Raw genomic sequence first — 23,725 nt, 5'->3', positions numbered from 1 at the left:
GTTAGAATCTGTGATGTCGGCAACTCGCCCATTCAGTTCTGACTTTTAGCTCCTAGCTTCTTTCCTTACTTCCCCCTCTCTCATTTCATTCCAACTTGTAGCTTATAGCTACTAACTCCTCCAAGAAATGGCCGCTATTACCGCCGCAGACGTAAACAAGCTGCGCACCATGACCGGTGCTGGCATGATGGATTGCAAAAAAGCCCTGACCGAGGCTGATGGCGACTTCGAAGCCGCCCGCGACATTCTGCGCAAGCAGGGTCAGAAAATTGCCGACAAGCGTGCTGAAAACGCTACTGCCGAAGGCCTCGTGCTGGCGGCCGTAAGCGAAGACGGTACCAATGGCAAGCTGGTAGCCCTGGCCTGCGAAACCGAGCCCGTTGCTAAAGTTGAAGACTTCAAAAACCTGGCCCAGCAGATTCTGGCCACGGCCGTGAAGTCGAACGCCGCTACCAAGGAAGAGCTGCTGGCTGCTTCCCAGGAGGACGGCCGCTCGCTGCAGGAGCACATCACCGACCTGATGGGCAAAATTGGCGAGAAGCTGGACGTGGTTGCCTACGAAAACGTAACTGCCGAGAAAGTTGCTTCTTACATCCACTCGGATAACAAGAAGGGCGTTCTGGTGGCCATGAAAAACGTGGGTGGCGCCGACGTAGCCACTGTAGGCCGCGACGTAGCCATGCAGATTGTAGCCATGAAGCCCGTTGCCCTCGACAAAGACGGCGTGGACGCAGCTACTATTGAGCGCGAAATCGAAATCGGCAAAGAGCAGGCGCGTGCCGAAGGCAAGCCTGAGGCTATGCTGGAAAAGATTGCCCAGGGTAAGCTGAACAAGTTCTACAAAGAGAACACCTTGCTCAACCAGGAATTCGTAAAAGATAGCTCGATGACCATCAGCCAGTTGCTCGACAAGACGCAGAAAGGCCTGACCATCTCTGACTTCAAGCGTGTAGCTATTGTAGGCTAACCACTGCCTTTACTGAGTTGAGGAGCCCACCGGTTTATAACCGGTGGGCTCTTTGCATTTCTATCCATTATATAGAAATACTTTACCCTAATTCTGCCAGTAGTATTATTCTAAGCTCGACAATAGAAATGAATTCAATTGCTTCAGTACTCACAGTAAAATCAACTGTGTAAGTACACATATATATAACCTTAAAATTATTGGATATAATTTATTGTATAATCCCCGTCAATATATGCAATTTTTAATGTTTAATTCCCATAATGAAACAAGTTTTTTCATCTGGAATAAATAGAACTTAAGCATGCCAGATGCCGTACTCGACGAATATAAAACTGCATTGGTTTTTTGTAGGGGCTATAAATCAAGTTTATAACACAACTTTGTGCTCATTCTTGCTATAGCCCGAGCCTACATACCACACCTAATTTTTCCCATTATGAAACTGAGTGCGTACCCATTTCACTCGTCCACGGGTGAGTTGTTGCCCGCCTACCGAGACGCCTATTTGCGAGGCGACTTGAGCAGTGAAAATACTGCGCTGGTAGATGGATTTTTAAAAGAACACAAGGAAAAAGGTGACGAGGTACTGCGCCGTTTCTACGAGATGAGCCAGAAAGGCCACACTGTACAGCCCGTGGGTTGGGTGCAGCGCCAGTTTGATCTGATCCGCACGGAGCCCGAGCGGTTTCGGCGGCGGGCGGCCTCTTTGCTGATTGGTGGAGTGGTTGTCAGCGGCGCTGTATTCGCTAGTAACAATCTGCCAACTGCCGTTAACACGCCCACTGAAAACACGCCGGTGGTAACTGATGCTATCGAAATGCCCGTTGAAGCCGGAACTACCAGTGCTGTGCGCATGGTAGCCGTGAAGGGCCGCATTTTGGATGAGAATGGTCACCCGCTGATTGGGGCAACGGTGTTGCAGAAGGGCACCCACCGCGGCGTAAGCACTGATGCCGAGGGCAATTACACCCTCCGGCTTCCTGCTAACCAGAAATCTACTCTGCAGTACGGTTACGCCGGCTACTCGGAGGAGGAAATGCTGGTGCGCAGCGGGGCTACCGCCAACGTGACTTTGCTGCCAAAGGCGGGTAAACCCGTAGCCAAGAAGCGCTGGTTGTTCTTTTAATTTACCCCAGAGAGAGGGTGCTGGGCTTCAGCACACTCTTCTCCGTGGGAGGCTAAAGTGATGTGCGGCATCTTGCACTGCTACAGTCATTTCAGGAGGATTTTTCTTTGATACTGCCTCCTTTTTTACGCCCAGAATCAGTTACATGAGACTTCCTTTTCTGCACAAGTTCACTGTGAAGAAAGTTACGGGAGATGCCTCAGGGATAGAGCGCCAGCAAGCAGAAGCAATTCTGACGGCTATTTTGCGGGAGCTACCGGAGCTGCTGGCCATGGCGGTGGTAGAAGTCCAGTCGGGTAAAACGATGGCAGCCTACACGGCTACTGCTCTCCTCGACCCCTACAAGCTCAATAGCCGCTATGCCGCCAACATTCGGCAAACCCGGCAATTTCTGACGCAACCCTGGCTTTCCGCCCAGAACCTGACGGACTTTGTGCTTTTGCTGGAAGACCAGCAGCATTGCCTGCGCCTTGCCGCTGATGGCCGGTGGCTGTGCTACGTGGTAGTGCGGATTGCTGATGCCAACCTGGCGTTGGTGCGGGAGGTGATGCGCCGGTGCACTGCCTGATTATTACTGAATTTTTCTCAACATTTTTTCTTTTGACCATGTCAGCCATTACCCCCAACCAAGCTATCCAGAACATTCTGAAAGAGTTGCCTTCACTGGTGGCAGTAGCTGTGGTAGAAACCGAAACTGGTATGCCCCTGGCCCACCACTCTAACCTGGCTTCGTTTGACGCAGAAACAGCTGCTGCTTACAACACGGAAGTAGTAAAGCAGAAGCTGAAAGCCATTCAGGCCCTGAAGCTGGACCAGACGATTCAGGACATTCTGCTGACGCTGACAGACCAGTTGCACCTGCTGAAGCTGTCGGCTGATGGCGGCAAATTCATTTATCTGGCTGTTAACTCCCGGGATACGAACTTGGCCATGGCTCGTCAGATTCTGAAAAGCCAGACGGCGGTTCTGAACTAAGCACTGCCCCGCTTTAACCTAAAAATCCCCGTCAGCAGCTGCTGGCGGGGATTTTTAGGTTAAAGCGGCGGCCCGGTCGGCTTTGGCTTATTCATCTCGCGATGCATCTGCGTCATCATGTTCAAGTAGTTTTCCAGCGGCTCCATACCAATGGCGGCGCGGCGCTGGTTGACGCGGGCAGGGTCGCGCAGCGACTTGGGCACCGCTTTGACAGTTGGCGTGCCTACCCCCTCATACACCACCTGCGTACCGTATTCTTCGGGTTTACCAGCGTTGATGGCTACGCGGTCAGTGAGGTAGGCATAGTTGATAGCACTGGCGTTTTTGCGTCGTACTTCGGCCAACATCAGCTTGCGAATGCGCCGCTGGAAGTCCGGGTGGGCATCAGCGTGCTGCACCAGGAGCCAGAAGTTGTTGGAGCTTTTCTCGCCCACCTCCTTGAAACCAGGGTAGCCGTACCGCCTTACAATAGCCTCCAGCACGGGTTGGTGGCGGGCATAATTAGCCTTTTCCACGTCTTCCAGATTGCGCCCGGCACTATCAGGCAGTTGCTGAAACATGCGTTGCATGGGCCATTGGTCAACGACTGCCAGACTATCGAGGGTGCGGCTAAGGGCGGGGTAGTGCGGGCGGGCAGTCTGCGCGGAAACTCCGCTACTTACCCTCAACAAGGTCAGTAAGACGAGCAGCTGTTTCATAGCAGTACTAGATGGTGACGACAGGTAACGGAGAATAGCTGCAACAGCTCCTGGCATTGCTTACTGCCCATTCAGCAGCATACGGTAGGCGCGCACGCGGGCCCCGGCGTTCTGGCGGATGTTGGTGTAGAACAGAGCATAATCGGCAATGTGGAAGGAGTGGCGCAGCTCGGGGTGGCCGGGTAGCAGAAACCGGGGGTAGCCTTTGGCCACGGGCGGGTGCACCCACACCAACCCATCCTGCACCTTGGCATCCACCACGCGCTTATCCTGGCGGTTGTAATCGTGCGGGACGCCGCCGAGGTTGAGGCGGGCCGGGGCCGTAACCGTATCCCGTGACCAGGTAAGCGGATTTACCGCCACCCCGTTGGCGAAGGGCGCGTAGGTATTGCCCCAGGCCACCGTGTTCCAGGCCACAAAACAGCCGGTTTGGGTGGAGTCTTCGCAGGGGCGCAGCACCTTGTACTCGTCGGCTTTCACTTTGAAGCCGATGAGGTAGGCAGCCACCAGCTGGCGGCGCAGCTTGGGGTCCTCATCAAAAAAATCGTGCAGGAGGCGGGTGGCGTGCACCGTACCCTGGCTGTGGCCAGCAATGATGATGGGGCGGCCGTGGTTGTAGTTATCGAGGTAGAACTGGAAGGCCGTTTTCACATCGGAGTAGGCCAGGTCGAGGGCCTCCCGCCCGCTCTCATCCTTGGTGTCGAAAAAGGAAAACAGCGTGGCTTGGCGGTAGCGGGGCGCGTACACGCGGGCCGTGCCGTTGAAGGCCGTGGCTTGCCCCCGAATCACCGATTCATCGGTAAACCGGTTCAGCCGCTCATCGGTGAGGCTGGCGTTCCACTGCTTGCGCCAGTAATAGGTGGTGGGGTGAACGAAGAACACATCAGCGGGGGCGTCGCGCTGCTGGTCGTGCAGCAAGGTGCCACGCGGTACCACATCGGCCGAGTCGCGCCGGTCGGGCAGGGCGGCCCAGTTACCTTCCATGCGGTAGTCGGGCACTTCGGGTGCGGGGGCCTGGGCGAAGTCCTTGGCGGGCTTCAGCACACTCAGGCAGGAAGTCAGCAGGGCAGCCCCAAAAATAAGTAAGTAGGAAACGGATACGCGCATGAAACGGAACAGCAAATCGGCAGGAGCTAACAACACCAACGCCCGCCGCCGGTTGCAGGCGGCGGGCGTACGCGCACAGTAAAACAGCTGCGCGGCTAGTCGATGAAGTTGTTTTCGAGCAGCTTTTCCTGGCGCAGGTACACGATTTTGAAGTTCTTATCGAAGCGCACCCGCACCTGAGCCGCCGTTTGCTGGCGCTTCTGCAGCGACTGGCGCAGGGCCGTACTCCGCTCCACAAAGGTGACAACGCGGGAGCCATCGGCCACCGGCGGGCTTACCTTAAGCGTGCCCGGCTCAATAGTGGTCTGTCCTTCCAGGAATTCGGGGAAATGGGTTTTCTCCAGCTCGGCATTGATGGCCGCCGGCGTGGTGTTTTGCTGCAGATAAAACCGCTCCACCTTAGGGGCGAAGTAGGCCGTGGCGGAAAAGGGGGCGGCCTGCAAATCGGAGTAATAGTTCTGCAGGGTACTCTCTATCCGGTTTTGGGCGGCTCCCTCGTCGGCGGCAGATGGAGCCAACGGAGCCGTTTCTTCAGGAGCGGGGGCGGGAGCAGCAGTAGCAACTGAATCGACGGGGGCCACGGGCACGACCGGCGCCACACGGATGGTTTCGGGCGCGGCGGCCGGGGGCAGCTCAATCTGCTCGGTCTGGGGGCCTACCTCGGGGTTAGTAGCCAGGGAATCGGCGGCGGTGCGGGTGGTGCTGGTCAGGCGCTCCGATTCCCGGTTACCCAGCATCAGATACGCCACCAGCGCCAACAGCAGCACAATACCACCCACCACCAGAATGGTGCCCAGCGGACTTTTGGCCGGGGCCGTGTAGGCGGTATCCTCCACGTATTCCTCCTCCGCAGCCGGGGCCGTAGAGGTTACGAAAGCATCATCCTGGCTGGGCGAAGCGCCGGGGCGGCCAGCTTCCAGTGGGTGCGAGAAGCCCGGCGTAGCAGTGGGCGGTGTGGGTGGAAGCGGCGGGTAGCCGGGCACTGGCTCGGTAGTAACGGGCGGTAGCAGCGGCTCCGAAACGGGCGCGGCCATGGTGGTCGGCTCGTGAACAAGAGGTGTCGGCGTTATGGGCGGGGTGCTGGGCGGCGCGGGGGAAGCCGGCGGAACATGGGCCGCAGGCGGAGTAGCCGCAGGGGCGGGCGTTTGGTTAAACACCAGCTTCTGCTTCAGGGCGTCAAACTCCTGTTGCGTAATGGTACCGGCGTCCAGCCACTCCTTGAGCTGGCGCAGGGTGTCGAGGGAAGAATCTTTGTCCATGAGAGAGGGAAGCGGCGGCAGGGTTATTTCCGGTCGAGGTTAGTGAGGCGGGCGCGGCGGCGCTCCAGCTGCTGTTTACGCAGCTCCATGAGGCGGGCGTTATCTAGCAGCTTTACGGAATCTTCGGCCGACTTCAGCTTATTGTCGATATTCTGCTTTTTGAGCTGCTCAATTTTCTCCAGGTTGGATTTGGTGTTACCGGCCAGGCTTACCCGCTCCTTTTCCAGCTTCTCCTTGTCTTTTTCGGCGGCGGTCAGCTGCTTTTCGGCTTCCGAAATCTGCTCCCGGTAGGCCTGCAGGCGGGCGGCGGCGGCAAAGCTCTGCACCATGGTGCGCAGGGAGCTGAACTCGGAGGGCGTACCAGATGAGGACAGAAACGAATCGGGGCCCATGGCGGCCCACACCGACAGTTCGGCTACCGTGTCGGCGGGGGCCGTAACGGTGGAATACAAATCCAGCAATTTGCCCGTGACGTTGGACATGGGTACCTGCTTGGCGGCCAGCACGTCCTTCTTACCCACGCCAAATACCCCGTCGCCTTTCAGCTTGATGTTGTACGTATCCTTGAGCCAGCGTTGCCAGAAGTCGCGCGTCCATTGGGCAGTGCCGTCAATCTGCACTTTCAGGGCTTCCCGCTCCCGCTTTTCCACGTTTACGCTGCTGGTACGCACTTCGTAAAGTTGGGCGTGCACAGCCACGGGGCCCAACAGAATGGGCAGGAACAGAAGATAGTGAAAGAGCCGTTTCATAGGTAGGCGAGTTAGGAAGGGAAGCTGCACGCAACGTGTGCATTAAATACCGTGCCGGTCGAAGGCGGCCTGCAAATCCTGCTGCATGCCTTTGAAGCGCTGCACGGCCGCCTGCACAAACTCCTCGTCCAGTAATTGGTGAATATCATCTTCGCTGGTTAGGTCTAGTTCGCTCACCTTGTAGGTTTGCTCGAAGGAGCCTTTTTCCAGCTTGATGAGGTACTTGCCGTTCCAGCTGAACAGGGTGATTTTGGCCTCGGAGTGCGGAATAATGGCGAGTTGACGCATAGGAGTAGCAGGGCGGTTACGTGGGGCGAAGATACGCACCGGCCCGCAACCCGGTTCCGGAGCTCCGCATAACACAGCTACCCCGGGCGCGTACTGTCTGGTAGTACGTGGTTGTTTCACTTCTAACCCATTTGCATCATGCCCCAGGGAGATAAATCGGCCTACACCGACAAGCAGAAGCGGCAGGCTGAGCACATTGAAGAGAGCTACGAGAAGCGCGGCCTTTCGGAGGAAGAAGCCGAAAAACGCGCCTGGGCCACCGTCAATAAGCAAGACGGCGGCGGCAAGAAAAGCGGCTCGGGCCGCAAGAATTAATCTGATGTTCGATAAAGCAGAAAGCCCCGCCAAAGTCTTCGGCGGGGCTTTCTGCTTGCTTGTACTACTTGAATCAGGCGTGCAGAATCACGTACAGAGAGGCCGTGGAAATGACCAACCAGAGCAGCACGCCTAAGGCAAACGGTTTCGGCCCCACTGAGCGAATAGCCTTCATAGACAAGCCGGCCCCAATGAAGAACAACGTAACCGTGAGCCCCAAGCGGGCCGCCTGTACCAGCCAAGGGCCTACTACGTGCGTAGCGGGCACGTACGTGTTCAGCAGCATGGCCCCGATAAAGCCTAGGATGAAATAAGGAATCTTCACTTTTACCTCCTTCTGCTTGAAGAGCATGGCCGTACCCAGCGCCACGGGAATAATCCAGAGGGCGCGCGCCAGCTTCACGGTAGTAGCCACTTCCAGGGCCTCTTTGCCGTAGGCCGTAGCGGCTCCTACCACCGAGGAGGTATCGTGAATGGCAATGGCACACCACAGGCCGAACTGCTGCTGGGTAAGGCTGAACGCGTGCCCGATGGCTGGAAAAGCGAACAGCGCAATGGCGTTGAGCACAAACACCGTAGCCAGCGCCACCGACATTTCCTCATCCTTGGCGCGCAAAACCGGACCCACGGCCGCAATGGCCGAGCCCCCGCAAATGGCAGTGCCGCAGGAAATGAGGTGGGTAACGTGGCGGCCTAGCTTCAGCCAGCGTCCCGCCGCGTAGCCCAGCAGCAACGTGCCAGCAATGGAGCAGATGGTGAACAAAATGCCCTGGCGCCCGGCCTGCACCGCCGAGTGCGCATTCATGCCAAAGCCCAGCCCGATAACCGAGTATTGCAGCAGCTTGGCGGTGTACTGCTTGGTGAACGTGGGAAACGGGTTGCCGAGGGTTTGGGCCAGCACCAGCCCCAGGGCCAGGGCCAGCGGCGGCGAAGCCCAGGGCGTCAGACAAAACACCAGTACCAGCCCGAAGCCCACGCGGGCCAGCTGGTGCCGGTGGTTGCGGTTGAGGTCGTTGGGGGGGAGAGTGGGCGCAGCTGAAACGCGGGTGGGGGCTACTAGGGTGGCTTTCACGGAGGGGAAACTGAAGTGGGTGCTTCAGCTCAAAAGTACGGCCTCTCCTGCCCTATCGATAATCCCGAATAGTTATGCGTTATTACCTGAAGTTATAACGATTTGTACGTACCGCAAAAACCGCTCGGCGGGCCGGGTCAGGGGCTGACCTTGTATCCAGAGGCCTTCAAACTGCCGCCGTAGCTGCAGGCCGGCAATGGGCACTTCCTCCAGCAGGCCCGCCGCCAGCTCGCGCGTCAGGGCCCGCCTCGATACAAATCCCAGGGCCTCGGGCGCGGCTTCCAGGTAGGTTTTGATGGCCTCGGTATTATCAAAGTAGAACACGACTTGCAGGCTGGCCGGCTTGATGCCCCGCTCCCGCAGGGCAAACTCCAGCACTTCCAGCGTACCCGAACCCCGCTCCCGCAGCACCAGCGGGTGGGCCAGGGCCTCGGCCAGGGCCAGCGGCTGGGCGGGCGGCCCGGCGGCGGTTGCGCGGCGCACGGCTACCAGCTCATCCTCCAACAACGGCTCGTAGTGCAAATCCCGGCTCTTGGAGCGGCCTTCCACAAAGCCCAGGTCGAGCTGCCCGGCCAGAATGGCTTCGGCAATCTGCTCGGAGTTGCCGTTGAGCAGGGTCAGCTGGACCTGGGGGTAGCGGTGCTGAAACCCGGGCAGCAGGGCCGGCAGCACGTATTGGCTGAGCGTAGTGCTGGCCCCCAGGCGCAGCCGGCCGGCCGCTTCGCCGTGCAGGTTGTGCAATTGCTCGGTCAGGTGTTGGTGCAGTTGCTCCACCTCATCGGCGTGAGCGAGCAGCAGAGCGCCGGCTTCGGTGAGGCTTACGCGGTTGCCGCGGCGCTCAAACAGGCGCTGCCCGTAAGTGCGCTCCAGCTCCCGGATGTGCTTGGTAATGGCGGGCTGGGTGATAAACAGCTCCTGGGCCGCCTTGGTAAAGCTCAGGTGCCGGGCCACTGCCTGGAACACGCGCAAACGAAAATCGGGCATAAGCAGGCCGGCAGGAAAGGAGAAGCGGGGAGAATAGTGCCGCGCTTTCTGCAACACCGCCTAAATTTAGCCCATGAAACGAAACCTATTGACCGCGCTGGCGCTGTTGCCGCTGGCCGCCGCTGCCCAAACCGGCAGCGTATATACTCCCGAGCTGCTCTGGAAGCTGGGCCGCCTGGGCGAAATGCAGGTGTCGCCGGACCGCAAAACCGTGGCCTACACCGTTACGCGCTACAACCTGGCCGATAACAAAGGGCAGTCCGATATCTGGACGGTGCCGGTGGCGGGCGGCGCGCCTCGTCAGCTGACCAGCACGCCTACCGTCTCGGAGAATACCCTGAACTGGCGGCCCGATGGCAAGCTGACCTTTCTGAGTGGGGAAAGCGGCACCGACCAGCTCTACGTGATAAGCGCCGATGGCTCGGGCAAGCAGCTGCTGAGCCAGTTCCCCGAGGAGGGCCTGAACAACCTAAAGCTGGCTCCCAAGGGCAACTTCATGCTGTACACTCAGGACGTGAAAACCGGCAAATCAGTGCAGGACTGGTACCCCGACCTGCCCAAGGCCGACGCCAAAATCATCGACGACCTGAACTACCGCCACTGGAACGTATGGGACGACTACAAAGCCTCGCACGTATTCTTCCAGCCCCTGGGAGCTGATGGCAAGCCCACCGGCTACAGCAAGGACGTAATGGCCGGGGAGAAATTCGATTCGCCGCTGCAGCCCCTGGGCGGCTCGGAGCAGCTGAACTTCGCGCCCGATGGGTACCGGCTGGCCTACACCTCGCGCAAGCTCACAGGCAAAGCCGAGGCCGAAAGCACCAACTCCGACATCTACCTCTACGACGTGCGCACCGGCCAGACCCAGAACCTGAGCGAGGGCCTGGGCGGCTACGATACCGAGCCGGTTTTCTCGCCCGACGGCACCAAAGTAGCCTGGCTGAGCATGGCCACGCCGGGCTTCGAGTCGGACCGCAACGGGGTGGTGGTGTATGATTTCAAGACTAAGAAGCGCGAGGACGTAACCAAGGGCTCGGAGCAAACCGCCGCCAATGTGCGCTGGAGCCTGGATGGCAAAACGCTGTACTTCGTGAGTCCGCTGGAAGGCACCGAGCAGCTGTTCAGCGTACCGGCTAAGGGCGGCAAGGTGCAGCAGCTGAGCCGCGGGGCCTTCAACTACAACAGCTTCGAGCTGGCCGGCCCCGGCGTGGCCATCGTCAGCAAAACCACCCAGGCTACCCCCGCCGACCTGGTGCGCGTAGACCTGAAAACCGGCCGCGAAACTGCCCTGACCAACATCAACGAGCAGGAGTTGGCCGGCGTGAAAACCGGCAAAACCGAGGCCCGTATGGTGCGTACTACCGACGGTAAGCAAATGCAGGTGTACGTTATCTATCCGCCTGATTTTGACCCGGCCAAGAAGTATCCGGCCTTGCTGTACTGCCAGGGCGGCCCCCAGAGCCCCATTACCCAAAGCTTTTCGTACCGCTGGAATTTCCAGCTGCTGGCGGCCAACGGCTACATCGTGGTGGCGCCTAACCGCCGCGGCCTGCCCGGCTTCGGCACGGAGTGGAACAACAGCATTTCCGGCGACTGGGGCGGGCAACCCATCCGCGACTACCTCTCAGCCATTGACGCCGTGAGTGCCGAGCCCTACGTGGACAAAGCCCGCCTGGGGTGCGTGGGAGCCAGCTACGGGGGCTACTCGGTGTATTTGCTGGCCGGCAAGCATGAGGGGCGCTTCAAGACGTTTATTGCCCACTGTGGCCTCTACAACCTTACCAGCTGGTACCCCAGCACCGAGGAAATGTTCTTCGCCAAGCAGGATATCGGGGCAGCACCCTGGGAAACGCCGCAGCATAAAAGCTACACCGACTTCAACCCCCAGCTGTTCGCCAAAAATTGGGATACGCCCCTGCTGGTGATTCACGGGGGCAAGGACTTCCGGGTGCCCGAGGGCCAGGGCATGGAGGCGTTTGGCACGGCGCAGCTGCGCGGTATTCCCAGCCGCTTCCTCTACTTCCCCAACGAAGGCCACTGGATTGGCAAACCCCAGAACTCGGTACTCTGGAACCGGGTGTTCTTCGACTGGCTGGGCCGCACGCTCAAGCCGGAAGCTTCCGCTACGAAGTAGAAGCCCGATTCACCTCCCAAAACGCAAGCTCTGGCAACGGGGCTTGCGTTTTTGCTTTTCTGCCAGCTGCACGGCAGATACCGCGCAGTGTCCTCTGGTCCGGCGGGCGGAGCCCGTCGGGCCGGTTGAAGCCAGCTGACACCTGAACGACACGCCACCACCTCAGCACGCGGCAACCGGCCCGACGGGCTCCGCCCGCCAGACCGGCACGCTAGCCGTAAAATTGCCACGGCGGTAAAGCCCCTAGGCAACCGGCCGGGGCAGCCGCCGCAGCCAGAGCAATAACACGAGCACCACCAAGCCGCACCCGAAGCCCAGTACTGGGGCCGACATTACCTTCAGGGCCCAGCCCGTGACGTAGGAGCCCGCCACCCCGCACAGATTCACCAAAGCCATGTAGGTGGTGAATTGGGAGCCTTCGATGCGGGGGCGGCACAGACCCATAAGTAGGGGCAGCGCGGCTACGCTCAGGCTGGGGTCGGCCATGTTCCAGACGAGCAGGCCCAGAGTAGCTACGGGTTTGGAGTGCCAGGTGAAGCTCAGGGCGCAGAACACCAGCAGAAAGCTGCCCAACACCAGCATCACCCAGCGCTGCAGCCGGGCCGCACCCAGGCGGTCGGCCAGCACGCCCCCGGCCACAATCAGGCAGAGGGTGGCCACGCTGCCCCAACTGCCCTGCAGAATCGACACCTCACTATCGGCCCAGTGCAGGCGCTGAATCAGGTGGTAGGAATAGGCCCACCCGAAGGCTCCGAAGCAGAGGTAGGTAAGAGCAATGATGCCGAACAGCAGCAGGGTCCGCGGCTCCAGCATGGCGCGCAGCAGCTCCCGAAACAGCCAGCTTACGGGCGGATTATCGACGTTGCGGCGGGCCGGGGCGGGCACCGCCCCGAAGCGGGGCAGCAACTGGTCGGTGCGCTCCAGCCGGATAAAGAAGGTAAGCACCGTAAAAACCAGCAAGGCCCCCGACTGCGCCAGCGCCGCCTGAAAGAAGCCGTAGCGGTGCAGCATCCACGACAGGCCAGCCGCCCCCAGGGAGGAACCCAGCAGAAAACCGCCCCGCATAAACGCATTGACCCGCCCCCGCTCGGTCTCGGGCACCACGGCAATGGCAATGGCATCCACGCTGGCATCCTGAATGGAGGCAAATACGCTGTGCACCACGAAAGCCAGCAGCATGAGCCGGAGCTGGGCGGCGGGGTCGCGCACGAGCAGCAGCAGCAACGAGGCCAGCACTGCCACCAGCTGCGTGAGCACCACCCACTGCTTGCGCTGCCCCAGCACCGACTCCTGGTATTTGTCAATCAGCGGCCCCCACACAAACTGCAGCGTCCAGGGCAAGCCCACGGCCGCCGAAAACGAAGCCACTACGGGAGCATCCAGTCCCTGCCCAATCAGGTAATTCACTACCGCCGTCAGCCCAAAGCCCGCCGGGATGCCCTGCATGATGTACAGGTAGAAAAAGGTGAAATACCGCAGGCGGGTACTTTCGCGCAGAACCAGAGCAGCCACAACAATAGAAGGTAAAGCAGGATCGAGATGGACCTGAATATAGCACCGCGCCTGCACGGAGCCGACCACCCAAGCTACTCCTTCCCGGCAAGCCCCACTTATTCATTGGTGAACGAGGCTTTTTGGCGTAGCTTTCCTTTTCCACGCAGGGTTCCGCGGGGAGGCGGCGCAGTGGTTTGCAGTGCCCGACCACCGCGAGACCCTGCGCCACTCAGTTGTGAACCACCGAGAGAAACTGTATGACTAACGCTACTATTCGCCTGCTCCTGGTCGGCTTAATGGCCACCGCCCCGCTGCTGGTACCGGCCCAGAAAAAACCCGCCAATTCCCTCAGCGCCATTAAGGAGGCCGATATCAAAGCCGACCTGTTTGCGCTGGCCGATGACAAGTACCGCGGCCGGGAGGGCGGCACCCTCGATGAGTTGCGGGCCAGTATGTGGCTGGCCGAGAAGATGCGCGCCCTGGGCCTGCAGCCCGCCGGCGACGACGGCACCTTCTTCCAGTTCTTTAATCTACAGCGTACCCGCCTCACCAAAAGCAGCCGCCTGAGCATCGGCAGCCACCAACTGCGGCCCAACCACGATGCCCTGGTGTTTGCGCCCACCACCTATGCCATGCAGGCTCCGCTGGTGTACGTGGGCACCGGCACGGCCGCCGAGCTAGCCAAAACTGACATCAAAGGCAAGGCCGTGGCCCTGTTGTTCTCGGGACAGCCCGCGTCCGACATGAGTTTCCGGCGCTACCTGAGCCAAGTGCTGCGCGAAAAATCGGCGGAGCTGCTGAAGGCCGGGGCGGTAGCCGTGGTGTTCGTGGCTGATGAGCGGGCCCAGAACATTTACGAGCACTGGGGCCACACCTACGAGCGGGGCCGCTATGGTCTGCCCGGCGACGCCAACGTGGCCGCCGTCACTACCGCCCCTACCCTGCTGCTGCCTAGTAGCGCCCTGAGCTGGGCGCAGCAGGCCGGCCAGCAGTTCACCGCTGATTTACGCACCGAGTCGTTCCAGTACCCTTCCGTAAACATTGTGGCCACTGTGCCCGGCACCGATGCCCAGCTCAAAAACGAATACGTGCTGTTCAGCACCCACCAGGACCACGACGGGGTGCGCGAGGCCGTGCAGGGGGACTCCATCTGGAACGGGGCCGACGACAATGCCACTGGCTGCGCGGCTTTGCTGGCTATTATGCGGGCCTACAAGCAGCAGCCGGCCCGTCGCTCCGCCTTGTTTGTGTTTCACGGGGCTGAGGAACGGGGCTTGCTGGGTTCCCGCTACTATTCGGCCAAGCCCACCGTGCCTCAACAACGCATTGTGGCCGTGCTGAACGCCGAAATGATGGGCCGCAACGCCCCCGACTCGGCCGCGCTGCTGGGTTCCATTCCACCCCACCGCAACTCCTCCGACCTAGTTAACCTGGCCCTGGAGGCTAACCAACAGGGTCCCAAGTTTAAGCTGGATACCAAGTGGGACCAGGCCACCCACCCCGAGGGCTGGTACTTCCGCTCCGACCACCTGCCCTACGCCCGCCTGGGCATTCCGGCCGTCATGTACACCTCCTGGCTCCACCCAGACTACCACACGCCCAAGGACGAAGCCAACCGCATCAACTACCCCAAGCTCCTGCGCATGACGCAGTGGATGTACCTCACCGGCTGGGCCGTGGCCAACCGCACTGCCCCACCCGCTCGGGAACCAGGCTTCAAGCTGGAGCGGTAAATGATACGTTGAGACTGTCATTCCGAGCGAAGCGAGGAATCTGGGTGTACCATCTTGTGGATTTACCCAGATTCCTCGCTTCGCTCGGAATGACACTTTATTTCAGCACGGCTTCCGTCACCTTGCCAATGTCACTGCTTACCTTCTGAATAAACTCCAGCTGCTCGCCCAAGTGGGCATCGGGCTGGTGAGCGGGGGCGGGCGTGGGTAGGTCGGCGGGCAGGTTTTCGGGTTCCTTGAGGTCGAGGCGGCGGAGGCTGCGGTGCAGGGTCTGCTGGGCTTGGCGCAGGTTTTTGAGGCCACTGGCCGGCAGATTGGGTCGGGTTTCGCCGTTGAGCAGGGAGGTGGTGATGGAGGCCACGTTGGACGACAGAATGTGGTTGAGAACCACAAACTCGTGCACCTCCGTGGGCCGGTGCTGCTTGGCTCGGGGCTCCGACATCATGCGCTGAAAAGCTGCCCCCAGATTAGCCGACGACACATATACCTCTTTACGGGCCAGCTTGTAGTCAACCAGCGCCACCGGGGAGCCGATGAGTACTTCCTGCAGCGTGCGCAGGTACTTGAGGTTGGCGCGCAGCACAGCCACGAAATAGTCCTGCAACTGGTCGGACTCCCACCTTGGAAACAGCAGATAGCCCACCGAAAACGCAATCAGGCACCCCAGCACCGTATCAAACACCCGCTCCTCCACCACCTGCACGTAGCCCAGCCCCAGGAAGCTGAACAGGATGAGAATAAACGGCGTCATGAACGTAACGGTAACCAGGTAGTTGATGCGCACAAAGCTGTAGGATACCACCATGAATACCACCATAATGCCCAGCAGCACCTGCCGGTCCGGAATCAGCCACAGAATGCCCGCCCCCAAAATGCCGCCCGCCAGCGTGCCCAGCACGCGCTGCACGTTGCGCTGCTTGGTGAGGCTGAAGGCGGGCTTGAGCATGTAGGTAATCGTCATCAGCACCCAGTAGCTGTGGTGGCCGGGCAGCAGTTTGGTACCGATAAACCCGATAGAGCAGGCAATGAGCATGCGCACCGAGTGGCGAAAAATACCCGAGCGCATGGTCAGGTGGTCGCGCAACACCTTTAAATCAAAGCTCTGGTGGGTTACAAAGCGGCCAAACTCCAGCTCCCGCCCGGCCGGTACCGGCGAGTTGGCATCGAAGTAGGCCAGAATATCCTGGAGGCGGCCCACGAGGTTGCGCAGGTTCACCAGAATCTTCTTGAGCATGCGGGTATGGCCGGGGCGGGCGGGGTCTTCCAGGGCATCAATGCGGCTTTTCACCCGCTCCAGCCCAGCCGGCAAGTCGCGGCGGGACGTGTGGCCGTGATTGGCCTGAATGGCGAAGCCGATGCTTTCCAGCTCGGCGGCCAGTTCCTCAATTTCGTGGGCAATGGCATCGAGCACCCCGCTGGCCTCGAAGCGGCGGTGCAGGTCGGCGTAGTTGTAGTAGGTGATGGTAATCTGCTCATAGAGGTCTACCAGATCCACGAAGGTGAGCACCAGGCGGCGGCCGGTGCCGGTGGAGTCTTTCACGAGTTGGCGGGTTTTGAACAGGATTTCACGGACGGCATCCTGCTTTTCGCTCACGGTTACCTGCTGCTGCACCAGGCGACGGTAGTCGGCCTCCAGGTTGGTACCGGTACGGTAGAATTCGGCCTTGAGGCGCAGGAAATCGGCAATGGCCCGGATACAGTCGCCGAGGGCCTGCTGGGCCACCCGGTGCGGGCGCAGCTGGTTGAGCAGGCCTGCAATACCCGCGTACCACAACCCACCCAGCACAATGTAGCCGGCATGCGGTAACACTTGGTGTGGGGCCAAGGGCCGGTCCAGCATCAGAATCATAATGAGCAGGCCCGCCGTGCCCACCGTGCCGGCCCGGTTGCCGTAGGCCAGCAGCAGGGTAAACACAAAGCTCGCCCCCACCAGCACCATGCCCAGCAGAACGGGGTAAGGCTGAATAAACCCGGTAACCAAGGCCATCAGGCCCACCAGCGCCGTGGCGGCCAGCATACCGTTGCGCTTGTGCACAGGAGGGCCCGGCATATCAGCCAAGCTCACGCACACCGCCCCCAAGGATACCGTAAGGCCCGTTTCCAGGTCGCCCAAGACCGATAGTACCAGGCCCGGTAGCAAAATGGACAGCGTGGTACGCACACCATCGGAGAATTCCTGACTGGAAAAAAAGTACCGAATGGACCGGAGTCGTTCGTTCATGGGAGCCGCGCCGAAAAGTAGACCCAGCTTGTACGTAGCGGGCCTGATTCGGGGGTGCAAGGTACGACGGCGGAGTTAGTCAACGGGTGGTAAATCGGAGTTGGCGGGGCCGTTCACCAGTTTCCCGAACGCATCAAAACGCGAGCCGTGGCAGGGGCAGTCCCAGCTATTTTCCAGCCCATTCCAGTGCACTACGCAGCCCAGATGCGGGCAAATGGCCGAGCACTCGTGCGTGTGGCCTTTGGTATCACGATACACGGCTACTTTACTGAGGCCGCGCCGCACTACAGCCCCGGTACCGGGCGCAATTTCCTTGCTCGTATCTACGTCGCCGCCAGTCAACAGCTCCGTGTACTCAACTGCCACATTCACATTCTCCCGCACAAATTCCTTGATGGATTCGGGCTTGAGCGTAACGCGGCCAGGGTCGTAGATGCCTGCCCACGGATTTTCCCGGCCCGCTATCAGGTCGGTAATGAGCATAGCACCCAGAGTAGCGTGCGTCATGCCGTGCCCCGAGTCGCCGGTGATGATGTACACATTTTCACTATCCAGGGGGTTGCGGCCGGCGTAGGCCAGCCCATCGGTAGGCTCCATTACCTGCCCCGACCACCGGTACTCCACCCGCCCGGCCGTGGGAAAATGCTCCGTTACCCACTCTTCCAGGCACTGCAGCCGCGCCTCGGGATGTTCTTCCTGGCCGGTTTTGTGGTCCTCTCCGCCCACAATCAATAAGTCGTAGTCGGCGCCGGGTACTTCCTGCAGGCGGATGTAGTGGTAGGGGTCGGCAGTGTCCCAGTACAGGGCTTTGGTTACGGAGCCTTTGGGCACCCGCACGCCCACCACGTAGGTGCGGTAGGGAGCCTGCTTGGTATGCATCACCACCCGGTCGTTGAACGGAGTGTTGGTGGCCACTACCACCGCCTGGGCCTGTACTTTCAGCCCTTCGGCCAACAATACCCGTGCCGTGGTGCCCCCCTCTACCCCGGTTACGTGAGTGCGCGTGAAAATGCGGCCACCCTGCCGCTCAATGGCCTGCACCAGCCCCCGTAGATAGTTAAGAATATGAAACTGCCCTTGCTCCGGAAATACCAGGCACTCTCCCGTCTGGAAGCCCGTGGCCTGGGCATCGGGCAGGCGCTTCACCTTGCTCAGTCCTGCCCGGTGGGCAGCAGCCAGCTCCTCATCCAACTCCTCGGTAGTGCCGTTTTTGGGCAGAAACAGGTAACCGGGCAGGCGCTCAAAGTCGCAGGCTATGTTTTCCTGCTGCACAATCTGCTCAATGCGGTCTACGGCCGCGCGGTGGCTGTCGGCGGCCAGGCGGGCTCCTTCCTTGCCGAACAGCTGCTCCAAGGTGGTGTACCGATCGTCAAGCGCGAAGCTGAGGTGGGCGGTGGTACGGCCGGTTTCGCCGCTGGCCAGCTCCCCGTCTTCCAGCACTATCACTTTTTTGCCTTCCAGCCCCAGCAGGTAGGCCGTGGTCAGGCCAGCAATGCCGCCGCCCACTACCACTACATCGGCAGTGCTATTCTGGCGAAGCGGCTGGAAAGAAGGCAGCGCGTCGGCGGTGGCAAACCACGAAGAAACGGTGGCACCCGAAGTCAGGGCAGGAGAAAAGCGGGGCATAGCACGGAGGCGTAGAGTGGCAGGATGAGTATGCAGAAACCTACGCCGCCCGGTTCCGGCGGGTTAACGCCGAGCTAGGTCTTTTTCGCCCGTAACCTCCAAAAATTCAGTTTTTTATACACAAAATAAAAAGACCATCACACATTGCCATTGGCGCTGTATGATGGTCTTTCTCAAAAAAACGGGGCATATTTCCCGTTGGCCCGTCCACGGTCCAGCTGTCTGTCCTCCGCTTGCGCTAGTACAGAATATCCTCTACCGGCTCCAGCTTGGGCGGCACTTCGGTTTCGCCCAACATCTGGCGCAGATCAATTTCAATGGAGCGGCAGATGGCCGTCATTGATACGTCGTTCATGTTGTTTTCAAACGGATTCTCGCTGCTGTGGCCCACGGTTTCGATGGTAGAAAACACCCAGGACACCAGCACTGAAAACGGCACCGTGAGCCAGATGTGGTTGGGGCCCATCTTGGCGAATTCGGTAACCAGGCCCAGGGGCATCAGGGCCGTAAACAGGTACACGAACACCATGCTGAAAAAGGCGTACTGGCGCGGAAACGGCGTGTTCTTGATTCTTTCGCAGCCACCCTGCAGGTTATAGAGCACTTCCAGGGTGTTCATCATGGTCACGTGCTGGAAATCGTTGAGCAGGCCCCGCTCCTCGCGCAGCTTGCGCAGCTCGGCGGCCTGCTGCCGCACAATTTGGGCCGGGGGGTTGGCCAGTTGCCGCAGCTTTTCCGATTCCTCTTCTTCCAGAAAGGGAGCCACGGCCGCATCCCACTGTTCAGGCTGGCGGCGCAGGTGAATACGCAGGGCGTTGCACCAGGCAATCTGGCGGTATACCATGCGGCGGTGGCGCTGGGTAAGCTCCTCGGCCGAGGCGGCGGGCGCATCTACACCGGGGGCATCTACCACCGAGGTAACGAATTCCAGAATCTGCACGGCGCTGGTACGGCTGCTGTTCACGATACCGCCCCACAGCTGCCGGCCTTCCCAGAAACGGTCGTAGGAGCCGTTATTTTTAAAGCCGATATAAAACGCCACGGCCGTACCCAGCGTGGCCACCGGCTGCCACGGAATGGCTACCGAGTGAAAGTTCAGAGGGCCATAAACCAGGCAAACAAGGGCACTGTACACCGTAAAGACGGCCACAGATTTCCAGCCTAGTTTCCAGATAATATGCCAGCGGAGATTTTCGCGAATGTACACAGAGCGAGGGGGTGAGCGTGAGGGAAGCAGGATCGGCCGGCAAGGTAGAGGGCCAACATTAACCTCCTATTAAACCCGGCAATTCTGTACGTGCTTACGCAGTACCCCCCGGTACAAGTTGCTCAACTGTAATTCGGCTTCATTAAGCCTCAGTGTCTACCACAATGCCCATCAGGCGCATAAGCTGGCTGGCGTTGAAGGAGCGGCACATGCCAGGGGTAAGCTGGTAGTCGAAGCGCAGGGTGCCATCGGGGTTGAGGTAGCTGTTGAAGCTCACGTTGCGCACGTTGGCGGGCAAATCGGTTTCCAGCGCGGCCAGCTCCAGGTCGTGGGTACTGATGAGGCCACTGGCGGCGCGGTGGCGCAGCTGGTACACCAGGGCCCGGGCTCCCCGGTGGCGGTCCTCGGAGTTGGTACCTTTCAGAATCTCATCGAGCAGGTAGAAGATTGGTTTTTGGTTGTTTGTTATCGGGGATGCGGCCGACGGGGCGGGGTGGCCGTCCGTCAAGTCCAGCAGCAGGCGCAGGCGCTTCAGCTCAGCGTAGAAGGAGGAGGTGCTTTCGGCCAGATTATCGTTGGAGCGCATGGCGGTAAACACCTGGGCGGGGCCGCAGCGCAGCGCCTGAGCCGGCACCACCGCCCCCGCCTGAGCCAGCACCAAATTCAAACCTACTGTGCGCAGGAAAGTGCTTTTGCCCGCCATATTGGAGCCCGTTACCACCACCGTTTGCCCGGCTCCGCTCGTCCGAAAATCATTGCGCACTCCCTCGCCCTTGAATAATAACGGGTGTCCGAGCTGGCTAGCCTCCAGGGTAAGGGCCGGGGCCGTCACGTCGGGCTCGGCAAAGGTGGGGTTAGCCGCCCGGAAAGCGGCCAGGCTCACCAAGGCATCCAGCTCGGCGGCGGCTTCCAGTAGCGGCTCCAGACCGCCCTGCAACCGGCGCTTCCAGCGTTCCAGCTGCCACATACCCCACAAATCCCAGAGCAGCAGCGTATTCAGCCCACCGGCTACGGCCGGATTCTGGCGGGCCGAAAACCACCCGGCCACTCCCGACAACCGACTCAGCAGCTGCGCGGCTGCCGTGCCACCCGTCTCGTACAACACCTGGTGCAGGCGGCGCAGAGGGGGGCTCTGCCACTGGCCCGCTTCAAACAGGGCCAGTTGGTCGTGGGCGGCCCGCAGCGCGTCCCGGATGGTCGTAGTTTGCTGGTAATACTCGGCCCGCACAGCGGCAAACCGGTTGTTGAGCAGTACCGCTGGCAGCAGTAGCAGCAGCCACAGGTTGCCATAGCCGTTGAGTGCCGCCAGTACCGCCCCCACGGCTAACAGCGGCAGCCCGGCCATCAGCGGCAGCAGCCACGCCCGACCCGCAAAAAAATCGGGGGTACGCAGCCAGCCGGAGAATTCGCGGGGGTCCTGTTCCTGGCGCGGATAGTGGCGGGCCCGGGCCTGCCACTCCTGCTGCCAGGCCACATCGGGGGCCAGCTCGGCGGCGGCTTGCTGCCGCTCCCGCACGGCAGCCGGGGCGGCCGGGGCCAGCAGCCAGCCGGCCAGCCAATCTTGGCCCAGGCGGGAGGTGCTGCGGTTCAGTAATTGAAACACGGAGTGCGGCCCAAATACGTCGAGGTCGGCGGCGTAGGGATGCTGAGCATCCAGGTAGCGCAAACCGGGGTCGAAGCCGCTGAGCTTGCCTTCCAGCCGGGCCAGCTCGTCGCGGTTCAGCTGGGCCAGCAGGCGGTGGTGCTCCCGCTGGTAGCCTACCTTGCTATGCCACTGCACCAGCCCCAGAAAGAGCAGGTACGCGGCCAGTATCACCCCAAAACCGGCCAGAACTGCATCAGCACTGAACAGGACCCACGCCCCTACCGCGGCCCCACCAAACACCAGCAGCCGCACCAGAGCCACCAAGCGGTGGCGGCCGGCAAAGTAACTCTCCCGCTCAGTGTGGTGAGTCAGATTTTCCTGAAAAAGCTCGGCGGGAGCAACGGTAGGCTTGCGAAAATCAGCGGAAACAGGCACGGCAGCAGAAACGGGTGAAGCTGCAAAGGTACGGCTATGTGGTGCTTTCCTCCCGAATACCGAGACACGCCTGAACTCCAGTTACAACAGGCGGCGCAAGGGACTGCTGGGCTTCAGAAAGGGCGTGAGCTCCGCGTAGGTAAACGTCACCTGAAAGTTGCCCCGCAGTGTTTTCCAGATATAATTAGACAGGCCATCATACGACACCGGGTGGTCGAACACGAGGCCGCCGGTGCCGATGGTATATTCTTCGGTGCTGCGCAGGGAAAACTCCTGGCTGAGCACCCCGGCCTGGTCTTCGGCCGATAGGAAATCCCCCTGCTCGGCCACGCATTCTTTGGACCTTACCGCAAGTTTCCGTTGCCCCAGCGCCAGAAACTGGGGCAGCAATTCCGGCTTCAACTCGTCGGCCAGCCGAATAGCAAAACCGGTTACCAAATCCAGGTTGTAGGTTCGGTCGTCGTACCAGGCACTGGCACCCTGGCCATAGTTTTGGGCCGTGAGGCTGAGCAGGCCCTGAGCATTGTAATTTTCGGTATACTCTGCACCCTGAATGCCCTGGTGCTCCTGCAGTTGCTCCTGCAAGCCGGCTATGTCGTCGTTTGTCAGGTTTTGCAGAGAAAATACGTGGGCCAGCAGGCGGCTCACGCCCGCATCCGGCACCGTTACCACCGGCACCCGAAACGACTTGAGGTAGGTTTTAGGAGTAATATAGGCTACCAGTCCCGCCGGGCGGGCCGCACCGCCAACTCGCTGGAGCTTCACGGGTAGTAGTGTGGTGCCGGAGGCGTTGTACCATTGGCCCAACAACTCCGGCCCATTCACGTTGCTGAGGCCGATGGTGAACCAGCCAGTAGCCTGAGCATTTGCCAGGGTATTCTCGCGCAGTTCCAGGGCCTGGGTCGGCACGCTAGGTCGGGTAAAGCCCTTTAGCTCCAAGGGCTGCCCCTTGGAAAGATAGTAGTACGTGCCCGTCAGCAGCGTATCGGCTTCGCCCGGGCTGAGCTGCAACCGGATGGCGTATTTGCCCCCAATCTGGCCCTCGTACGTACCGGTCAGGGCCTGCAGTCTGGCCACCTGCTCTTTCCGAAGTTGGGCCCAGGTATCCGTATTCTGACCCGCGTTCTGGGCCTGGACAGCCGGAGAAAGGCCCGGCACCGCCAGCAGCAGCGCGGCGGCGGCTTTCGTATAAATATTCATGTAGCTCTATTCTATACAATACCTAACCGACTGCTCCCCTACCCCGGCAGGGCCGCTACGCACTTCAGCTCAATGGCAATGGGCGTGGGCAGGCAGTTGATTTCGACGGTGGTGCGGCAAGGCTGGTTGGTCTGGAAATACTCGGCGTAGAGGCGGTTGTAGGTGGCGAAATCGGCGCGCATATTGGTCAGAAACACCGTCACATCTACCAAGTCCTCCCAGCGGGCCCCGGCATCTTCCAGAATGTAGCGCACGTTTTGGAATACGGCGTGGCACTGGCTTTCGAAATCATAGCGCCGGATGCGGCCTTGCTCGTCCAGCTCCACGCCGGGCACCTGCTGCTGGCCCCGCTGGCGCGGACCGACCCCCGAGAGAAACAGCAGGTTGCCCACGCGGCGGGCATGCGGGTACAGGCCCACCGGCTCGGGGGCGCGGCCAGAATGGTGGGCGGCGGAAGTTACGTCAGGTTGCATAGCGTCAAATCTACCGAAAAGCCGTTCTTTTCGTATCACCCGGAAACCCAGGCCGGGGCTGGTGCGGTTGTTGT

Annotated in this window: 21 protein-coding genes; 7 read left to right on the top strand and 14 right to left on the bottom strand. The window is 60.3% G+C overall.

Features of this window, described 5'->3' with window-relative positions:
- The first annotated feature begins 127 nt into the window (after positions 1 to 127).
- The 4 genes from tsf (at position 128) to ABIB60_RS19995 (ending at position 3,071) form a co-directional block, all read left to right on the top strand.
- Positions 128 to 967, top strand: coding sequence for a translation elongation factor Ts (gene tsf, locus ABIB60_RS20010; RefSeq protein ID WP_354582149.1), 840 nt, complete (start codon positions 128 to 130; stop codon positions 965 to 967).
- 439 nt (positions 968 to 1,406) lie between these two features.
- Positions 1,407 to 2,096 (top strand): carboxypeptidase-like regulatory domain-containing protein, encoded by a 690-nt coding sequence (locus ABIB60_RS20005; RefSeq protein ID WP_354582148.1) that lies wholly within the window; start codon positions 1,407 to 1,409, stop codon positions 2,094 to 2,096.
- Positions 2,097 to 2,241: 145 nt separating this feature from the next.
- Positions 2,242 to 2,664 carry a hypothetical protein gene (locus ABIB60_RS20000; RefSeq protein ID WP_354582147.1) on the top strand — a complete coding sequence of 141 codons (423 nt, stop codon included), beginning with the start codon at positions 2,242 to 2,244 and terminating at the stop codon, positions 2,662 to 2,664.
- 38 nt (positions 2,665 to 2,702) lie between these two features.
- Positions 2,703 to 3,071: a hypothetical protein gene (locus ABIB60_RS19995; protein ID WP_354582146.1), complete on the top strand. Its 369-nt coding sequence runs from the start codon at positions 2,703 to 2,705 to the stop codon at positions 3,069 to 3,071.
- Between the two features lie 59 nt (positions 3,072 to 3,130).
- On the opposite strand, the gene ABIB60_RS19990 is transcribed toward ABIB60_RS19995, so the two are convergent.
- The 5 genes from ABIB60_RS19990 to ABIB60_RS19970 form a co-directional block, all read right to left on the bottom strand.
- On the bottom strand, positions 3,131 to 3,769 hold the full coding sequence (locus ABIB60_RS19990) for a DUF6624 domain-containing protein (protein WP_354582145.1): 639 nt from the start codon (positions 3,767 to 3,769) through the stop codon (positions 3,131 to 3,133).
- A gap of 60 nt (positions 3,770 to 3,829) precedes the next feature.
- Positions 3,830 to 4,876 carry a DUF3089 domain-containing protein gene (locus ABIB60_RS19985; RefSeq protein ID WP_354582144.1) on the bottom strand — a complete coding sequence of 349 codons (1,047 nt, stop codon included), beginning with the start codon at positions 4,874 to 4,876 and terminating at the stop codon, positions 3,830 to 3,832.
- Between the two features lie 95 nt (positions 4,877 to 4,971).
- Positions 4,972 to 6,135, bottom strand: coding sequence for an SHOCT domain-containing protein (locus ABIB60_RS19980; protein ID WP_354582143.1), 1,164 nt, complete (start codon positions 6,133 to 6,135; stop codon positions 4,972 to 4,974).
- A gap of 23 nt (positions 6,136 to 6,158) precedes the next feature.
- The gene (locus tag ABIB60_RS19975; protein WP_354582142.1) at positions 6,159 to 6,884 is read right to left on the bottom strand and encodes a glutathione S-transferase family protein; all 726 of its coding nucleotides are present in this window, start codon (positions 6,882 to 6,884) and stop codon (positions 6,159 to 6,161) included.
- 42 nt (positions 6,885 to 6,926) lie between these two features.
- Positions 6,927 to 7,172: a hypothetical protein gene (locus tag ABIB60_RS19970; protein WP_354582141.1), complete on the bottom strand. Its 246-nt coding sequence runs from the start codon at positions 7,170 to 7,172 to the stop codon at positions 6,927 to 6,929.
- A gap of 138 nt (positions 7,173 to 7,310) precedes the next feature.
- Between ABIB60_RS19970 and ABIB60_RS19965 the strand changes: the two genes are divergently transcribed.
- Positions 7,311 to 7,487: a hypothetical protein gene (locus ABIB60_RS19965; RefSeq protein ID WP_045688286.1), complete on the top strand. Its 177-nt coding sequence runs from the start codon at positions 7,311 to 7,313 to the stop codon at positions 7,485 to 7,487.
- 73 nt (positions 7,488 to 7,560) lie between these two features.
- On the opposite strand, the gene ABIB60_RS19960 is transcribed toward ABIB60_RS19965, so the two are convergent.
- Together ABIB60_RS19960 and ABIB60_RS19955 are read right to left on the bottom strand one after the other, a co-directional pair.
- On the bottom strand, positions 7,561 to 8,559 hold the full coding sequence (locus tag ABIB60_RS19960) for a YeiH family protein (RefSeq protein ID WP_354582140.1): 999 nt from the start codon (positions 8,557 to 8,559) through the stop codon (positions 7,561 to 7,563).
- Positions 8,560 to 8,631: 72 nt separating this feature from the next.
- The gene (locus ABIB60_RS19955) at positions 8,632 to 9,543 is read right to left on the bottom strand and encodes a LysR substrate-binding domain-containing protein (RefSeq protein ID WP_354582139.1); all 912 of its coding nucleotides are present in this window, start codon (positions 9,541 to 9,543) and stop codon (positions 8,632 to 8,634) included.
- Between the two features lie 73 nt (positions 9,544 to 9,616).
- On the opposite strand from ABIB60_RS19955, the gene ABIB60_RS19950 reads away from it, so the two are divergent.
- Positions 9,617 to 11,677: a S9 family peptidase gene (locus ABIB60_RS19950; protein ID WP_354582138.1), complete on the top strand. Its 2,061-nt coding sequence runs from the start codon at positions 9,617 to 9,619 to the stop codon at positions 11,675 to 11,677.
- 243 nt (positions 11,678 to 11,920) lie between these two features.
- Here the strand turns inward: ABIB60_RS19950 and ABIB60_RS19945 are convergent, their stop codons facing one another.
- Positions 11,921 to 13,189, bottom strand: a complete 1,269-nt coding sequence (locus ABIB60_RS19945; protein ID WP_354582137.1) for an MFS transporter — start codon at positions 13,187 to 13,189, stop codon at positions 11,921 to 11,923.
- 239 nt (positions 13,190 to 13,428) lie between these two features.
- On the opposite strand from ABIB60_RS19945, the gene ABIB60_RS19940 reads away from it, so the two are divergent.
- Entirely contained in the window at positions 13,429 to 14,904 is a 1,476-nt protein-coding gene (locus ABIB60_RS19940) for a M28 family metallopeptidase (protein WP_502915141.1), read from the top strand.
- 97 nt (positions 14,905 to 15,001) lie between these two features.
- Here the strand turns inward: ABIB60_RS19940 and ABIB60_RS19935 are convergent, their stop codons facing one another.
- The 6 genes from ABIB60_RS19935 to ABIB60_RS19910 form a co-directional block, all read right to left on the bottom strand.
- Positions 15,002 to 17,125 carry an FUSC family protein gene (locus tag ABIB60_RS19935; protein ID WP_354582136.1) on the bottom strand — a complete coding sequence of 708 codons (2,124 nt, stop codon included), beginning with the start codon at positions 17,123 to 17,125 and terminating at the stop codon, positions 15,002 to 15,004.
- Positions 17,126 to 17,200: 75 nt separating this feature from the next.
- Positions 17,201 to 18,751, bottom strand: a complete 1,551-nt coding sequence (locus ABIB60_RS19930) for an FAD-dependent oxidoreductase (RefSeq protein ID WP_354582135.1) — start codon at positions 18,749 to 18,751, stop codon at positions 17,201 to 17,203.
- A 238-nt stretch (positions 18,752 to 18,989) separates the two neighbouring features.
- Positions 18,990 to 19,901, bottom strand: a complete 912-nt coding sequence (locus ABIB60_RS19925) for a bestrophin family protein (protein ID WP_502915140.1) — start codon at positions 19,899 to 19,901, stop codon at positions 18,990 to 18,992.
- A gap of 199 nt (positions 19,902 to 20,100) precedes the next feature.
- Complete coding sequence (locus ABIB60_RS19920; RefSeq protein ID WP_354582133.1) at positions 20,101 to 21,978, bottom strand: MutS-related protein; 1,878 nt, start codon at positions 21,976 to 21,978, stop codon at positions 20,101 to 20,103.
- Between the two features lie 81 nt (positions 21,979 to 22,059).
- The gene (locus ABIB60_RS19915) at positions 22,060 to 23,178 is read right to left on the bottom strand and encodes a hypothetical protein (RefSeq protein WP_354582132.1); all 1,119 of its coding nucleotides are present in this window, start codon (positions 23,176 to 23,178) and stop codon (positions 22,060 to 22,062) included.
- 38 nt (positions 23,179 to 23,216) lie between these two features.
- Entirely contained in the window at positions 23,217 to 23,651 is a 435-nt protein-coding gene (locus ABIB60_RS19910; RefSeq protein ID WP_354582131.1) for a RidA family protein, read from the bottom strand.
- Positions 23,652 to 23,725: the final 74 nt, after the last annotated feature.

Origin of the sequence: Hymenobacter sp. UYP22, from assembly GCF_040547285.1 — a bacterium.
In the GTDB taxonomy this organism is placed as follows: domain Bacteria; phylum Bacteroidota; class Bacteroidia; order Cytophagales; family Hymenobacteraceae; genus Hymenobacter.
The sequence above is the reverse complement of the archived record's forward strand: the minus strand, read 5'-3'. Positions and strand labels throughout refer to the sequence as shown.

Bases quoted from the DNA above. Each gene is read 5' to 3' on its own strand.
- ABIB60_RS19950 (WP_354582138.1), top strand. From the start codon at position 9,617: ATGAAACGAAACCTATTGACCGCGCTGGCGCTGTTGCCGCTGGCCGCC.
- ABIB60_RS19955 (WP_354582139.1), bottom strand. From the start codon at position 9,543: ATGCCCGATTTTCGTTTGCGCGTGTTCCAGGCAGTGGCCCGGCACCTG.
- ABIB60_RS19930 (WP_354582135.1), bottom strand. From the start codon at position 18,751: ATGCCCCGCTTTTCTCCTGCCCTGACTTCGGGTGCCACCGTTTCTTCG.
- ABIB60_RS19985 (WP_354582144.1), bottom strand. From the start codon at position 4,876: ATGCGCGTATCCGTTTCCTACTTACTTATTTTTGGGGCTGCCCTGCTG.
- ABIB60_RS19995 (WP_354582146.1), top strand. From the start codon at position 2,703: ATGTCAGCCATTACCCCCAACCAAGCTATCCAGAACATTCTGAAAGAG.
- ABIB60_RS19915 (WP_354582132.1), bottom strand. From the start codon at position 23,178: ATGAATATTTATACGAAAGCCGCCGCCGCGCTGCTGCTGGCGGTGCCG.
- ABIB60_RS20000 (WP_354582147.1), top strand. From the start codon at position 2,242: ATGAGACTTCCTTTTCTGCACAAGTTCACTGTGAAGAAAGTTACGGGA.
- ABIB60_RS19940 (WP_502915141.1), top strand. From the start codon at position 13,429: ATGACTAACGCTACTATTCGCCTGCTCCTGGTCGGCTTAATGGCCACC.
- ABIB60_RS19990 (WP_354582145.1), bottom strand. From the start codon at position 3,769: ATGAAACAGCTGCTCGTCTTACTGACCTTGTTGAGGGTAAGTAGCGGA.
- ABIB60_RS20005 (WP_354582148.1), top strand. From the start codon at position 1,407: ATGAAACTGAGTGCGTACCCATTTCACTCGTCCACGGGTGAGTTGTTG.
- ABIB60_RS19910 (WP_354582131.1), bottom strand. From the start codon at position 23,651: ATGCAACCTGACGTAACTTCCGCCGCCCACCATTCTGGCCGCGCCCCC.
- ABIB60_RS19980 (WP_354582143.1), bottom strand. From the start codon at position 6,135: ATGGACAAAGATTCTTCCCTCGACACCCTGCGCCAGCTCAAGGAGTGG.
- tsf (WP_354582149.1), top strand. From the start codon at position 128: ATGGCCGCTATTACCGCCGCAGACGTAAACAAGCTGCGCACCATGACC.
- ABIB60_RS19975 (WP_354582142.1), bottom strand. From the start codon at position 6,884: ATGAAACGGCTCTTTCACTATCTTCTGTTCCTGCCCATTCTGTTGGGC.
- ABIB60_RS19965 (WP_045688286.1), top strand. From the start codon at position 7,311: ATGCCCCAGGGAGATAAATCGGCCTACACCGACAAGCAGAAGCGGCAG.
- ABIB60_RS19970 (WP_354582141.1), bottom strand. From the start codon at position 7,172: ATGCGTCAACTCGCCATTATTCCGCACTCCGAGGCCAAAATCACCCTG.
- ABIB60_RS19935 (WP_354582136.1), bottom strand. From the start codon at position 17,125: ATGAACGAACGACTCCGGTCCATTCGGTACTTTTTTTCCAGTCAGGAA.